Annotated in this window: 14 protein-coding genes; 7 read left to right on the forward strand and 7 right to left on the reverse strand. The window is 71.8% G+C overall.

Annotation, left to right across the window (positions count from 1 at the left end; genetic code table 11):
• The first annotated feature begins 5 nt into the window (after positions 1–5).
• Positions 6–1,040, forward strand: coding sequence for an ABC transporter ATP-binding protein (locus Cba03nite_RS02985; RefSeq protein WP_203741494.1), 1,035 nt, complete (start codon positions 6–8; stop codon positions 1,038–1,040).
• The gene (locus Cba03nite_RS02990) at positions 1,024–2,067 is read left to right on the forward strand and encodes an ABC transporter ATP-binding protein (RefSeq protein WP_203741496.1); all 1,044 of its coding nucleotides are present in this window, start codon (positions 1,024–1,026) and stop codon (positions 2,065–2,067) included. Before Cba03nite_RS02985 ends, Cba03nite_RS02990 begins: the two co-directional genes overlap by 17 nt.
• A gap of 75 nt (positions 2,068–2,142) precedes the next feature.
• Here Cba03nite_RS02990 and purH read toward each other — a convergent pair whose 3' ends face one another.
• Both purH and purN read right to left on the reverse strand, forming a co-directional pair.
• Positions 2,143–3,717 (reverse strand): bifunctional phosphoribosylaminoimidazolecarboxamide formyltransferase/IMP cyclohydrolase, encoded by a 1,575-nt coding sequence (purH, locus tag Cba03nite_RS02995; protein WP_203741498.1) that lies wholly within the window; start codon positions 3,715–3,717, stop codon positions 2,143–2,145.
• Positions 3,714–4,319 carry a phosphoribosylglycinamide formyltransferase gene (gene purN, locus Cba03nite_RS03000; RefSeq protein WP_203741500.1) on the reverse strand — a complete coding sequence of 202 codons (606 nt, stop codon included), beginning with the start codon at positions 4,317–4,319 and terminating at the stop codon, positions 3,714–3,716. Before purN ends, purH begins: the two co-directional genes overlap by 4 nt.
• A gap of 186 nt (positions 4,320–4,505) precedes the next feature.
• Between purN and Cba03nite_RS03005 the strand changes: the two genes are divergently transcribed.
• Entirely contained in the window at positions 4,506–5,513 is a 1,008-nt protein-coding gene (locus tag Cba03nite_RS03005; protein WP_203741502.1) for a DUF4190 domain-containing protein, read from the forward strand.
• 186 nt (positions 5,514–5,699) lie between these two features.
• Positions 5,700–5,978, forward strand: a complete 279-nt coding sequence (locus Cba03nite_RS03010; protein WP_203741512.1) for a CD225/dispanin family protein — start codon at positions 5,700–5,702, stop codon at positions 5,976–5,978.
• 70 nt (positions 5,979–6,048) lie between these two features.
• Here Cba03nite_RS03010 and Cba03nite_RS03015 read toward each other — a convergent pair whose 3' ends face one another.
• Positions 6,049–7,572, reverse strand: coding sequence for a cell division protein PerM (locus Cba03nite_RS03015; protein ID WP_203741514.1), 1,524 nt, complete (start codon positions 7,570–7,572; stop codon positions 6,049–6,051).
• A gap of 202 nt (positions 7,573–7,774) precedes the next feature.
• Here Cba03nite_RS03015 and Cba03nite_RS03020 point away from each other — a divergent pair, with 202 nt between their 5' ends.
• Both Cba03nite_RS03020 and Cba03nite_RS39520 read left to right on the forward strand, forming a co-directional pair.
• On the forward strand, positions 7,775–8,026 hold the full coding sequence (locus tag Cba03nite_RS03020; protein ID WP_203742072.1) for a hypothetical protein: 252 nt from the start codon (positions 7,775–7,777) through the stop codon (positions 8,024–8,026).
• A gap of 16 nt (positions 8,027–8,042) precedes the next feature.
• The gene (locus tag Cba03nite_RS39520; protein WP_239125425.1) at positions 8,043–8,462 is read left to right on the forward strand and encodes a hypothetical protein; all 420 of its coding nucleotides are present in this window, start codon (positions 8,043–8,045) and stop codon (positions 8,460–8,462) included.
• 66 nt (positions 8,463–8,528) lie between these two features.
• Here Cba03nite_RS39520 and sucD read toward each other — a convergent pair whose 3' ends face one another.
• From sucD to icmB, 4 genes are all read right to left on the reverse strand, one after another.
• Entirely contained in the window at positions 8,529–9,416 is an 888-nt protein-coding gene (gene sucD / locus Cba03nite_RS03030; protein WP_203741516.1) for a succinate--CoA ligase subunit alpha, read from the reverse strand.
• Positions 9,417–9,424: 8 nt separating this feature from the next.
• Positions 9,425–10,603: an ADP-forming succinate--CoA ligase subunit beta gene (gene sucC, locus Cba03nite_RS03035; RefSeq protein ID WP_203741518.1), complete on the reverse strand. Its 1,179-nt coding sequence runs from the start codon at positions 10,601–10,603 to the stop codon at positions 9,425–9,427.
• Between the two features lie 184 nt (positions 10,604–10,787).
• On the reverse strand, positions 10,788–11,459 hold the full coding sequence (locus Cba03nite_RS03040) for a hypothetical protein (RefSeq protein ID WP_203741520.1): 672 nt from the start codon (positions 11,457–11,459) through the stop codon (positions 10,788–10,790).
• A gap of 289 nt (positions 11,460–11,748) precedes the next feature.
• Positions 11,749–12,156 (reverse strand): coenzyme B12-dependent isobutyryl CoA mutase small subunit, encoded by a 408-nt coding sequence (gene icmB / locus Cba03nite_RS03045; protein ID WP_203741522.1) that lies wholly within the window; start codon positions 12,154–12,156, stop codon positions 11,749–11,751.
• Positions 12,157–12,484: 328 nt separating this feature from the next.
• Here icmB and Cba03nite_RS03050 point away from each other — a divergent pair, with 328 nt between their 5' ends.
• Positions 12,485–13,204, forward strand: a complete 720-nt coding sequence (locus Cba03nite_RS03050) for a M23 family metallopeptidase (protein ID WP_239125426.1) — start codon at positions 12,485–12,487, stop codon at positions 13,202–13,204.
• The last annotated feature ends 187 nt before the right edge of the window (positions 13,205–13,391 follow it).

Raw genomic sequence — 13,391 nt, forward strand, 5'->3', positions numbered from 1 at the left:
AGCAGATGACTGACATCCGCGTCGAGTCCTCGTACGCCCCCCGGGCCGGTGCGCAGCACCTGCTCGAGGTGAAGGACCTGTTCGTCGAGTTCCACACCCGCGACGGCGTGGCCCGCGTGATCAACGGCGTGTCGTACCACCTGGACCCGGGCGAGACGCTCGCGGTGCTGGGCGAGTCCGGCTCCGGCAAGTCGGTCACCGCGCAGGCGATCATGGGCATCCTGGACATGCCGCCCGCGAAGATCCCGAGCGGCCAGATCCTCTACAAGGGCGAGGACCTGCTCGCCATGCCGGAGGAGAAGCGCCGTCAGGTGCGCGGCAAGGAGATCGCCATGATCTTCCAGGACGCGCTCTCGGCCCTGAACCCGGTCTTCCCGGTGGGCTGGCAGATCTCCGAGACGCTGCGCACCCGCGCGGGCATGTCGAAGAAGGACGCCACCAGGCGGGCGATCGAGCTGATGGACCAGGTCAAGATCCCGGCGGCGAAGGCCCGGGTGAAGGACTACCCCCACCAGTTCTCCGGCGGTATGCGCCAGCGCGTCATGATCGCGATGGCCCTGGCCATGGACCCGAAGGTGCTGATCGCCGACGAGCCCACCACCGCGCTCGACGTGACCGTGCAGGCGCAGATCATGGACCTGCTCGCGGACCTGCGCCGCGACCTGAACATGGGCCTGATCCTGATCACCCACGACCTCGGCGTGGTCGCCGACGTCGCGGACCGGATCGCGGTCATGTACGCCGGCCGCATCATCGAGCACGCCGACGTGCACTCGCTCTACAAGAGCCCGGCCCACCCGTACACCCAGGGCCTGCTCGACTCGATCCCTCGGCTCGACTCCAAGGGCACCGAGCTGGCGACGATCAAGGGCCTGCCGCCGAACCTGCTGCGCCCGCCGACCGGCTGCGCGTTCCACCCGCGCTGCCCGTACGTCAAGTCGGTCTGCACGACCTCGACACCCCGATCGCTGGACCTCGGCCACGGCCGGACCAGCGCCTGCCACTTCGCGAAGGAGATGCTCGATGGCACACTCCGCTGACGCCGTGCAGGGCGCGCCGCGCCCGGCCGGTGAGCCGCTGCTGCGGGTCGAGAACCTGGTCAAGCACTTCCCGATCACCCAGGGCATCCTCTTCAAGAAGAAGATCGGCGCGGTCAAGGCGGTCGACGGGGTCAGCTTCGAGCTGCACCGCGGCGAGACGCTGGGCATCGTGGGCGAGTCCGGCTGCGGTAAGTCCACGCTGGCCAAGCTGCTGATGCGGCTGGAGACGCCGACCGCCGGCCGCGCCGTGCTCGGCGGCAAGGACATCTTCAAGATGGGCGGCCGCGAGCTGCGCCGGCTGCGCCGCAACGTGCAGATGGTGATGCAGGACCCGTACACCTCGCTGAACCCGCGGATGACCGTGGGCGACATCATCGGCGAGCCGTACGAGATCCACACCGAGGTGGCCCCGAAGGGCGACCGCCGCCGCCGGGTGCAGGAGCTGCTGGAGCTGGTCGGGCTCAACCCCGAGCACGTCAACCGCTACCCGCACCAGTTCTCGGGCGGCCAGCGCCAGCGCATCGGCATCGCCCGCGCGCTGGCCCTGCGGCCGGAGATCATCGTCTGCGACGAGCCGGTGTCGGCGCTGGACGTGTCGATCCAGGCGCAGGTCATCAACCTGCTGGAGAAGCTGCAGGGCGAGCTGAACCTGTCCTACATCTTCATCGCGCACGACCTGTCCGTGGTGCGGCACATCTCCGACCGGGTCGGTGTGATGTACCTGGGCAAGATGGTCGAGCTGGGCACCGACGAGGAGATCTACGAGCGGCCGACCCACCCGTACACCCAGGCGCTGCTGTCGGCGGTGCCGGTGCCGGACCCGGACGCCCGGCTGCACCGCGACGTCATCCGCCTGGTCGGCGACGTGCCGTCCCCGGCCAACCCGCCGTCGGGCTGCCGCTTCCGCACCCGGTGTTGGAAGGCGCAGGAGCGCTGCTCGGTCGAGGAGCCGCTGCTGATCCGCCGGGGCGTCGAGCCGCACCCCAGCGCCTGCCACTTCGCGGAGCTGCGCCAGGTCGTGAGCTGACCCGCCCCGCCACGAGTAAAGCTCCCGTCACGCTGTCCGGCAGCGCGGCGGGAGCTTTACTCGTCGTCGGGAGCCTCAGTGCGCGAAGTGGCGGGAGCCCGTCAGGTAGAGGGTGATCCCGGCGGCCTTGGCCGCGGCGATGACCTCCTCGTCGCGGATCGAGCCGCCCGGCTGGACCACCGCGGTGACCCCGGCGTCGAGCAGGATCTGCAGCCCGTCGGCGAACGGGAAGAACGCGTCCGAGGCGGCGACCGCGCCCTGGGCCCGCTCACCGGCGCGCGACACCGCGAGCCGGCACGAGTCCACCCGGTTGACCTGGCCCATGCCCACACCCACGCTGGCGCCGTCCTTGGCCAGCAGGATCGCGTTCGACTTCACCGCACGCACCGCGCCCCAGGCGAACTCCAGGTCGGCGAGCACTTCGGCCGAGGCGGGCTCCCCGGCGGCGAGCCGCCAGTGGTCCGCGTCGTCGCCGTCGGCGGAGAAGTCGTCGCGGGTCTGCACCAGCATGCCGCCGGAGATCTGCCGCAGCTCGACCCGGTTCGGCCGGTAGGCCGGGGCCAGCAGGATGCGCAGGTTCTTCTTCGTGGTGAGGATGTCCAGCGCCTCGGTGCTGTACGCCGGAGCGACCACCACCTCGGTGAAGATGTCCTTGATCTGCTCCGCCAGCTCAACGGTGACCTCGGAGTTGACCGCGATGATGCCGCCGTAGGCCGAGACGGGGTCGCAGGCGTGCGCCTTGGCGTGCGCGTCCGCCGCCGACTCGGTGGAGATCGCGATGCCGCACGGGTTGGCGTGCTTGATCACGGCCACCGCGTGCACGCCCGCGAAGTCGTGCACGGTGCGCCAGGCGGCGTCGGTGTCGATGTAGTTGTTGTACGACATCTCCTTGCCGCCGAGCTGCTGCGCGCGGGCCAGGCCGGGCGCGGCCGCCGGGTCGATGTAGAGCGCCGCGGCCTGGTGCGGGTTCTCGCCGTAGCGCAGCACGTTCTTGCGCCACACGCCCAGACCGGCGTACTCCGGCCAGCTGATGTCGGCGGCGGCGGGCTCGGCCGGGGCCAGCTCCTGGGCGCACCAGTTGGCCACCGCGATGTCGTAGTCGGCGATGTCGGCGAAGGCCCGTGCCGCCAGCGCGCGGCGGTCCGCCAGGGTGAAGCCGCCGGCCTCCAGCGCCGCCAGCACCACCGGGTACGCGTCGGGCGAGGTGACCACCGCGACGTTGGCGTGGTTCTTGGCCGCCGCGCGCACCATGGCCGGGCCGCCGATGTCGATCTTCTCGATGCACTCGTCCATGGACGCGCCCGAGGCCACCGTCTCGGAGAACGGGTACAGGTTGGAGATGAGCAGGTCGAACGGCTCGACCTCCAGCTCGGCCAGCTGCGCGCGGTGCGTGTCCAGGCGCACGTCGGCCAGCAGGCCCGCGTGCACCCGCGGGTGCAGCGTCTTCACCCGGCCGTCGAGGCACTCGGGGAAGCCGGTCAGCTCCTCCACCCGGGTCACCGGCGCACCGGTGGTCTCCAGCTGCTGCGCGGTGGAACCGGTGGAGACGATCTCGACGCCGTGCCGCCGCAGCGCCGCGGCCAGCCCCTCCAGCCCCGTCTTGTCCCACACGCTGATCAGCGCGCGCCGAATGGGCTTCCGCTCGCTCATCCCACCCTCACTTTTCTGCCGTTGATGGTCCAGCCGTCGCGCGACAGCCTGCCGACGAAGTCGACGAGCTGGGCGCGCTCGGCCTCCTTGATGCGCTCGGAGAGGGTGTCCTCGGTGTCGTCGTCGAGCACCGGCACCGCGACCTGCGCGATGATCGGGCCGGTGTCCACGCCGCCGTCGACGAAGTGCAGCGTGGCCCCGGCCAGCTTCACCCCGTACGCCAGCGCGTCACGCGGGCCGTGCATGCCGGGGAACGCGGGCAGCAGCGCGTTGTGGGTGTTGACATAGCGTCCGCCGAACCGGTCCAGGAACGCCTCGCCCACCAGCTTGAGGAAGCCCGCACCGATCACGAGGTCGGGCTTGTGCTCCGCGACCAGCTCGGTGAAGCCCTCGTCCCAGGCCTGGCGGCTCGGGTAGTCGGGGACGCGGGCGACGAAGGTGGGCACCCCGGCGTCCTGCGCGCGGGTGAGGCCGGCGATGCCGTCGCGGTCGGCCCCGACGGCGACGACGGTCGCGCCGTACCCGGGGTCGGCGCATGCGTCGAGCAGAGCCTGCAGATTGGTACCGGAACCGGAGACCAGGACGACGAGGCGAGCGGTCACCTCTGCACCCTATCGGGCAGGCCGGGCCCGGCCCGCGCCGGGTATGACCGCCGTTTACGGCGTTTTGCCCGACAAACACGCAAAGAAAGTAGATATTGGGCGAAGAACTGCATTCCAGAACGTGTCGACCCCGGCCGGAGCAGCGCCGGGCACCCCGCACGTCCTGCCGAACGCGAGGAGCCGCACGTGACGCAACCGCCGAACCCGCCGGAGAGGCCGGAGGAGGAGCCGCCCAGCTGGCCGCCCCCGGTGCCGTCCCGGGAGGACCAGCCGCCGGCCCCGCCCTCGCCGGACGTCCCGCCGCCCCCGGGCGAGCCCGTGCCGCCGCCCCCGGAGGGCAGCACCTGGCGTCCCGAGCCGGTCTCCCCCGCCGCACCTGAGCCGGTGTCACCGCCGTCCACGCCCGAGCCGCCGGCGACGTACTCCGCGCCGGAGCCGCCGGCGACCTACTCCGCGCCCGAGCCGCCCGCCACGTCCGCCACCGGCGGCGTGCCCTGGCCGGAGCCGCCCGGCAGCGTGGACAACCCGTTCAGCCCTCCGCCGCCGTCCTACCAGCCGCCGGTCCCGTCCACGATGAGCGACCCGACGGCACCGCCACCGCCCACGCCGCCACCGCCGCCGAGCCCGCCCGGCCCGCCGCCGCCGATGCCACCGGTGCCGCCCCCGCCCTCGCTCGACGCGAGCGCGTCCACGCCGCCGGGCTGGCCGGAGCCGGCCGGCGAGCCGTCCCCGCCCGTACCGCCGCCACCGCCGCCCCCGCCGCCGGTGTCCGAGCCGTACCGCAGCGAGGGTCCAGGCACCGTCTACGGGACCGGCGGCACGCTGCCGCCCCCGCCGCCGCCCCCGCCCCCGATCGGGGCGCCCACCCCGCCGCTCGGGCCCAGCCAGGGCACCGTCTACCAGAAGGCCGGCGGGCAGCACAACATCCTGGGCTGGATCGGGCTCGCCTGCGGCATCATCGGCACCGGGTGCTGCTGCTGCCCCTGGCTGAACGGCGCGCCGTTCATCGGCGGCATCCCGGCGGTCATCCTGGGCGCGATGCACCTCAACAAGGTCAAGAAGGGTGCGGCCTCGATGGCGTGGCTGGGCTGGGTCGCCATCGCGCTCGGCGTACTGGCGATGATCGCCGCCATCTGCGGGATCGCCACCGGCTGGCAGGACCGCGTATTCGACCAGTATCAGCAGTTCCGCTGATCGGATTTCCGACCAAACGGGACAGGTCCCGGCCCGCCCGCGCGGCGGACCGGGACCTGTCCCGTTGCTCGCCTGGTGGGACAGCAGATACGAGCTGTCCCACCAGTCACATCCGTCACAGCATGCCATTAGACTCCGGTCGTTTGACCCGGCTCCTCCGAGCCGCCGACACCCCTGGAGTCCGAAATGACGTATGGCTCGCAGCAGCCGCAGATCGACAACAACATGACGATGTCGATCGTCTCGATCTTCCTCTTCTGGCCGCTGGCCATCCCCGCCATCATCAACGCCAACAAGGTCAACCCGCTGCTGGCGGCGGGCGACTACGCCGGCGCCCAGGCCGCCGCGGCCGAGTCGAAGAAGTGGTCGAAGCTGGCCCTCATCGTCGGCGCCTGCATCTGGGTGCTGTCCTGCCTGTGCTGCATCGGCCAGGCCGTGTTCCTGAACAGCAGCAGCAGCTTCTGATCGGGCGCCTCCTGATCGGGCTCAGCCCGATCGGCCGACAAGGGCGGTCCGCACCGCGGGCCGCCCTTCGTCATGCCTGGCGGCGGAACCCGCGCCAGCTCCAGAACCCGGCCACGCCGAGCAACCCGCCCAGCGTCACGACCAGCGCCGCCATCAGCGCCACCTGCCAGACCACCGGCCCGGTGCGCACCGCGCCGGTCACCGGCAGCGCCCCGCCCGACGCGTACGCCGCCGCGGCCAGCAGCAGCCCCGCCACCACGCCCGCGGCCAGCGCCGAGCCGCACATCCGCAGCCAGCGGGCGGGCGGGGTGACCACGTCGCCGTGCCGCGTCCGGCGCGGCCGCAGCCGACGGCGCGCCATCAGCACCGCCGCGGCGGCCCCGGCCAGCAGCGGCAACACGGTCAGCAGCCAGCCGGCCCCGCGCAGCGGGCCGTCCGGCACCCCGGCGAACACCGGCAGCTGCGTCAGCGGCAGCGTGCCCGCCGCGAAGCCGGGACCGAGCAGGTAGGACGCGGCCCAGACGGCGAGGTTGGGCCCGTAGGCCAGGCTGAGCAGGGTGAGACCGGCCTGGCCGAGCACGCCGGTCGAGAACCCGGCCATGTCCCGGGCGGCCTCGCCGCCGTTGATCGCGACGGCCAGCCCCACCGCGCCCGCACCGACCGCGAGCACCAGCAGCGCCGCCACCACCCCGGCCCGTACGCCGTCGCGCAGCAGCACCGGCGTGCTCCGGGCGAGGCGGCGCAGCACGCCACCGGCGCGTACCGAGCCGAGCGCCCCGGCCGCCAGGCCGAGCACCGCGCAGTGCAGCCCGGCCCGCCACGGCAGCACCAGCAGTCCGGGCGCCTGGGCCAGCGCGGCCGCGGCGACGCCGAAGACGCCGTACACCAGCCCGACGGCGCCCGCGGCCAGGGCCGCCTGCCGGAACGAGCCGCTGCCCTGCGCGCCGATGGCCCGGGTGGTGTGCACGCCCGCCCGGCTGACCCGCCAGAGCGCGAGCGCGGTGAGCGCCAGCGGGGCGAGCTCCATCGCGCCGAGCCGGCCGTCGAGCGCGACGGTGAGCGGGACACCGTGGCCGAGCAGCCAGCCGGCCAGCACGAAGCGCAGCGACAGGGCCCAGTCGATCGGTCCCTCGGCCGCTCGCACCGCGACGGTCAGCAGGAACAGCGGGCCCAGCAACTGCAGCGCGGCCCAGCCGGTGTTGACGAGCGCCGCCACCGGCAGCGGCGCGCCGCGTGGGCGCCGCGTCCCGGCGGGCCGCCCGCGCGGCAGCAGCACCGTCTCCATGGTGGAGACGTCCTCACCGGGCCGTCCGTGCGGGATGAGCACCGTGTCCATGGTGGCGACGACATCGTCGCCGTAGTCACCGTCGGCGACGTCGCGGTCGGAGCCGTCCGGGGTCCGGGCCGGGCCCGCGGGGCGGGACAGATCGAGCTTGACCGTCTCGCGCACGGCCACCCGGGCCGCGTCCGGTTCGGTCTCGGACGCGCGCGACCTGGCGCCGGACACCTCGTCCGGGCGGGCCGGGTCCTCCTCGCCCGGCTCGACACGCCGCAGCTCAGGCGGCGCGCCGAGGGACTCACCATGCTCCGTCATCAGGCAGTACCTAACCACAAACGAGCGGAGTTGACTACGAACCCTACCCCGTGGCCATTTCGACCCGGTATGTGCATTAGGAGGATTACGCTGCGTGCATGGTCGTACTTCGAGGGAGGGTGTCGTGACGTACACACCACCACCGCCGTCCGTGCCGCCGCCACCCCCACCGCCGCCGGTCCCGCCACCGCCGCCGTCGGGGATGCCGCCGGGCGGCGCGCCCCGGGCCGGGGGCGACAAGGTGACGCTGTGGGGTGTGCTCGGCATCGTCACCGCGCTGTGCTGCTGCGGCGTGCTCGGCATCGTCTTCGGCTGGCTCTCGGTGCGCGAGGCGAAGCAGTTCGGCAAGTCGCCGGTGCTCGGCTACGTCGCGATCGCCCTCGGTGTGCTGGCGATCCTGCGCGACATCTTCATCTGGCCGAAGTACCTCGGCGGCCAGTGGAAGATGAACTGACGGCTGGAGGCCTGCCATGACGAACGAACCGCTGCCGCCGTACGAGCCGCCGTCGGGGCCGACGCCGCCCAGTTCGGCCGTACCGCCACCGGTGACGCCGCCGCCGTCCATGCCGCCGCTCAACCCGCCGCCACCGCCACCGCCGCCCGGCTCGCCGTACGAGCCCGCCAAGGGGCCCGGCCCCGGTGGACGGGACAACGTGCAGCTCTACGGCATCATCGGCATCGTCACCGCGGTCGCCTGCTGCGGCCCGCTGGGCATCCTGTTCGGCTGGCTGTCCATGAAGGAGGCCAGGGAGCGCGGCGGCGACCAGACGCTGGGCAAGGTCGGCTTCTGGCTGGGCATCGCGTTCACCGCGATCAGCCTGCTCGGCGCCCTGGCCTGGTGCGCCGCGCTCGCCATCGGCGGCAGCATGTCCAGCAACTACCACTACTGAGCCGGTACGCGACGAGGGCGCCCTCCCCAACGGGAGAGCGCCCTCGTCGTGTGGCCAGGTCGCGGCTCAGAGGCCGGACATGATCTCGCGCATCAGGCGGGCGGTCTCGGACGGCGTCTTGCCGACCTTGACCCCGGCCGCCTCCAGCGCCTCCTTCTTGGCGTCGGCGGTGCCGGAGGAGCCCGAGATGATCGCGCCCGCGTGGCCCATGGTCTTGCCGGGCGGGGCGGTGAAGCCGGCGATGTAGCCGACCACCGGCTTGGTCACGTGGGCCTTGATGAACTCGGCCGCGCGCTCCTCGGCGTCGCCGCCGATCTCGCCGATCATCACGATCGCGTCGGTCTCCGGGTCGTCCTGGAACGCCGCGAGCGCGTCGATGTGGGTGGTGCCGATGATCGGGTCACCGCCGATGCCGACCGCGGTGGAGAAGCCGATGTCGCGCAGCTCGTACATGAGCTGGTAGGTCAGCGTGCCGGACTTGGACACCAGGCCGATGCGGCCGGAGCCGGAGATGTCGGCCGGGATGATGCCCGCGTTGCTGGCGCCCGGGGACGCGACGCCGGGGCAGTTCGGGCCGATGATCCGGGTCTTGTTGCCGGTGGCGACCGCGTGCGCCCAGAAGGCGGCCGAGTCGTGCACCGGCACGCCCTCGGTGATCACGACGGCCAGGCCGATGCCAGCGTCGATCGCCTCGACGACCGCGCCCTTGGTGAAGGCCGGCGGCACGAAGATGACGGTGACGTCGGCGCCGGTCTCCTTCATCGCGTCGGCCACCGAGCCGAACACCGGCACCTCGGTGCCGTCGAAGTCGACGGTGGTGCCCGCCTTACGCGGGTTCACGCCGCCCACGATGTTCGTGCCGGCCTTGAGCATGCGCCGGGTGTGCTTGGAGCCCTCGGAGCCGGTCATGCCCTGAACGATGACCTTGGAGTCCTTGGTGAGCCAGATAGCCATGAGTCAGTTCACTTCCCAGCCGCTGCGAGCTCGGCGGCGCGCTTGGCGGCGCCGTCCATGGTGTCGACCCGCTCCACGAGCGGGTTGTTGGCGCCGTCGAGGATGGCGCGACCGGCCTCGGCGTTGTTGCCGTCGAGGCGTACGACCAGCGGCTTGGTGACCTGCTCGCCGCGGCCCTCCAGCATGGCCAGCGCCTGCACGATGCCGTTGGCGACCGCGTCGCAGGCGGTGATGCCGCCGAACACGTTCACGAAGACACTCTTCACGGCCGGGTCGGACAGCACGATCTCCAGACCGTTGGCCATCACCTCGGCCGAGGCGCCGCCGCCGATGTCGAGGAAGTTCGCGGGCTTGACGCCGCCGAACTGCTCGCCCGCGTACGCCACCACGTCGAGGGTGGACATGACCAGGCCCGCGCCGTTGCCGATGATGCCGACCTCGCCGTCGAGCTTGACGTAGTTGAGGTCCTTGGCCTTGGCGGCCTGCTCCAGCGGGTCGACCGCGGCCTTGTCCTCCAGCGCCTCGTGGTCGGCGTGGCGGAAGCCGGCGTTCTCGTCCAGCGTGACCTTGGCGTCGAGGCAGAGCACCCTGCCCTCGGCGGTCTTGGCCAGCGGGTTGACCTCGACCAGGGTGGCGTCCTCGGCGATGAAGGTCTTCCACAGGTCCACGGCGATGGCGACGACCTGGTCGGCGACCTCGGCCGGGAAGTGGCCGGCGGTGACGATCTCGCGGGCCAGCGCCTCGTCGACGCCGCGGTTGGCGTCGATCGCGATCTTCGCGACCTTCTCCGGCTGCTCCTCGGCGACGGTCTCGATCTCCATGCCGCCCGCGACGCTGGCGATGCACAGGAAGGTGCGGTTCGCCCGGTCGAGCAGGTAGGAGAAGTAGTACTCCTCCGCGATGTTCGCGGTCTCGGCGAGCATCACCTTGTGGACCGTGTGGCCCTTGATGTCCATGCCGAGGATGTCGTTCGCGCGGGCGTACGCCTCGTCGGCGTCGGCCGCGAGCTTCACGCCGCCGGCCTTGCCGCGGCCGCCGACCTTCACCTGAGCCTTGACGACGACCCGGCCGCCCAGCCGCTCGGCGATGGCGCGGGCCTCCTCCGGGGTCTCGGCGACGCCACCGGCGAGCACGGGCAGGCCGTGCTTTTCGAAGACATCGCGCCCCTGGTACTCGTACAGGTCCACCGATACCTCTTTGTTGTCTTAGCCCACGGCGTCGCAGGCCGGACACCCGCTGCAACGCGTAGGGACCACTGCCCATCCTCCGCTGGCTGGGCCTTCCGCGCAGCCTAACGGTCGGTCAGCGTGAGGTATCGGCATGACCGCCCGGTGTGCCCAACTGCACACCGGGCGGTGCGCGTCGATGCGCTCACGAGCCGACGGGCACCCGGCCCGCCGCCTGGTAGCGCAGCCCGGCGAGCAGCTCGTCCGGGGTCTGGCCGGCGGTGGCGATCGGCACGTGCACGTTGGTGCCGAGCTTCTTCATGCGCCGCTTCTGGGCGACCGCGACGCCCGCGCGGGCGCTCGCGTCGCCCTGCTTGGCCAGGTTGAACTGCGGCTCGATGCGCGCGTCACGCGGCTTCACGCACAGCTGCGGGCCGTGCCAATTACGTACGTAGATCGACTCGATGTGCTCCCAGGGCAGGTGCAGCACACGCTTGGGGTCGAGGTTGGGGCGCACGTAGACGCCGTGCGCGTCGGCGGCCAGCGGCACCTGGCGCAGCTGGCGGGCGGCCGTGATCGGCAGCGACACCCCCAGGCCGGCGACCAGCAGCAGCGCACCGCCGCCGAGCAGGCCGGAGTTCATGTTGCCGTAGCGGTTGCTGTGCACGGTCTCGCCCGAGTGCAGCAGCATGTAGACGCCGGCCGGCAGCATGAACAGCGCGAGCAGCACGAGCACCACCAGCTCGCCGCGGCGGTGACTGATGATGTGGCGCCAGGCGCCGGAGGGCTGGACCGCGAACGGCAGGTCCGCGGGCACGGTCTGGCGCAGGGTGGGCGTCGCCGAGGGCGGCGCGGGGGTGGGTTCGGGCATGGTCATGGCGCGAGAACCTAGCAGCCCGTCACTCTTTCCGGTGACCCCTGGAAACCCCGTAACCCCGGCGGCAGGGCGTCGTTGAGTCTGATGTCAGAGCGCTGCGGAAAACAAAACCGAAGCGGGATGACACAAACGGCCGATGCCCTGTCGGTCGAGGGGTGGCGGCGGGGCGTCGTGCATAGAGGAGCCGGGCGTGTGAGGGGTGCGTCCGGCTCCTCCCTTCTTCTTCCATAGTTACGACGATCGCGCCCGTGCCTGGTGGCACGGGCGCGGCGCTGTCCTGTGGGTCTGCTCAGGCGGGCTGGTTGGTGGCGACGTTGGCGCGCACCCAGTCCACGATCGCGTGGGTGGTCGCGCCCGGCGTGAAGACCTTGGCCACGCCCAGCCGCTCCAGCTCGGGGATGTCGGCGTCGGGGATGATGCCGCCGCCGAAGACCACCATGTCGCCCGCGCCGCGCTCACGCAGCAGCTCGACGACGCGGGGGAACAGCGTCATGTGCGCGCCGGACAGCACGGACAGGCCGACCGCGTCGGCGTCCTCCTGGATCGCGGTCTCCACGATCTGCTCCGCCGTCTGGTGCAGGCCGGTGTAGATGACCTCCATGCCGGCGTCGCGCAGGGCGCGGGCCACCACCTTCGCGCCGCGGTCGTGACCGTCGAGCCCGGGCTTGGCGACGACCACGCGAATACGACTGCCCATCAGTGCTCACCTCTCCGCCGTACTGACCTTAACGAACGGTAACCCACTCGAGGGCGGTCACCGCCAGCGGTCCGTCCGTCTCTCAACGCGACGCCTGTATATACGGCCTGCCCCGCATGCCGTCACCGTGGGTATTCATAACTTATATGTATGAATAGTGTCGTTATCGGGCAAGACGGGCCGGACAGTCGCACCGACAGCTAACAGGGGGCGGACAGGAGCTTGTGCCTACCCCTACGGGTTCGTTAAGTTGTGCCGCAGTGCCATCCAAAAGTGGGTGACAGAGCGTCGGGCCCCCCACCGGCGCCACCGATGACGGAGGCTGTTCGTGCCCGAGCAATACAGGCCGGAGCTGGTACGGGAGAGTGACCGCTACCGCGGTCGGCGCCGGGTGTCCACCCCCTCGCGCAGCAGGTACGCCGCAGTCGTCACCACCGCCCTGGTCGGAGCCGGGATCGTCGCCCTCGGGGCAGGCGCCGGCATCCAGGACGCGAAGACCGATGCGCTGATCGGCGACGCCGCGGCGCTCTCCGCCGCCGGGCTCGACGGGCGTGACGACGCCGCCGACCGCGCCAGCCGCGGCGACGACCGCACGCTGAGCACCTCCATCTCCTCCGCGCCGAACGCCTGGGTGCTCCCGGCGCACGACTTCCGCCTCACCTCCCGCTACGGCCAGCGCTGGGGCAAGTTGCACAAGGGCGTCGACGTCGCGCTCAACGAGGGCGTCCCGTTCGCCACGCTGCACGCGGGCACCGTCGTGCAGTCCGGCTGGAACGGCGGCTACGGCCAGTCGGTGATCATCGACCACGGCGACGGCGTCAAGACGGTCTACGGCCACGCGAGCGCGCTGCTGGTCAAGGTCGGTCAGAAGGTCCAGGCCGGCGACATCATCGCCCTCACCGGCAGCACCGGCCACTCCTTCGGCCCGCACCTGCACCTGGAGGTGCACGTGAACAACGTGGCGGTGGACCCGCTGCCGTGGCTCAAGAAGCGCGGCCTCGACCTCGAATTGGAGATCGAGGCGGCCTACGACGGCTCGATCAGCTGAATCACGGCTCGCGGCCGCCCGGTTTCACGATGATCCGGGCGGCTTTGTCGTATTCGGGGGACGCCCCGGGTGGCCCCGGTCACCGGCTTCGGGTGGCGCAGGTCACTCGACCCTGATGGGACTCGGGGTCGGCTCGGGTACGAAACCCGGGCAAAGATCCTGAGTCGTACATGCCGGATTGTCCGGA

Source organism: Catellatospora bangladeshensis (assembly GCF_016862575.1).
GTDB lineage: Bacteria > Actinomycetota > Actinomycetes > Mycobacteriales > Micromonosporaceae > Catellatospora > Catellatospora bangladeshensis.

Excerpts from the sequence above, each read along its gene's own strand:
- Cba03nite_RS39520 (WP_239125425.1), top strand. The coding sequence starts at position 8,043 with ATGACGAACGAACCGCTGCCGCCGTACGAGCCGCCGTCGGGGCCGACG.
- purH (WP_203741498.1), bottom strand. The coding sequence starts at position 3,717 with ATGAGCGAGCGGAAGCCCATTCGGCGCGCGCTGATCAGCGTGTGGGAC.
- Cba03nite_RS03015 (WP_203741514.1), bottom strand. The coding sequence starts at position 7,572 with ATGACGGAGCATGGTGAGTCCCTCGGCGCGCCGCCTGAGCTGCGGCGT.
- sucD (WP_203741516.1), bottom strand. The coding sequence starts at position 9,416 with ATGGCTATCTGGCTCACCAAGGACTCCAAGGTCATCGTTCAGGGCATG.
- Cba03nite_RS03020 (WP_203742072.1), top strand. The coding sequence starts at position 7,775 with ATGCCGCCGGGCGGCGCGCCCCGGGCCGGGGGCGACAAGGTGACGCTG.
- icmB (WP_203741522.1), bottom strand. The coding sequence starts at position 12,156 with ATGGGCAGTCGTATTCGCGTGGTCGTCGCCAAGCCCGGGCTCGACGGT.
- Cba03nite_RS02985 (WP_203741494.1), top strand. The coding sequence starts at position 6 with ATGACTGACATCCGCGTCGAGTCCTCGTACGCCCCCCGGGCCGGTGCG.
- Cba03nite_RS03010 (WP_203741512.1), top strand. The coding sequence starts at position 5,700 with ATGACGTATGGCTCGCAGCAGCCGCAGATCGACAACAACATGACGATG.
- Cba03nite_RS02990 (WP_203741496.1), top strand. The coding sequence starts at position 1,024 with ATGGCACACTCCGCTGACGCCGTGCAGGGCGCGCCGCGCCCGGCCGGT.
- Cba03nite_RS03040 (WP_203741520.1), bottom strand. The coding sequence starts at position 11,459 with ATGACCATGCCCGAACCCACCCCCGCGCCGCCCTCGGCGACGCCCACC.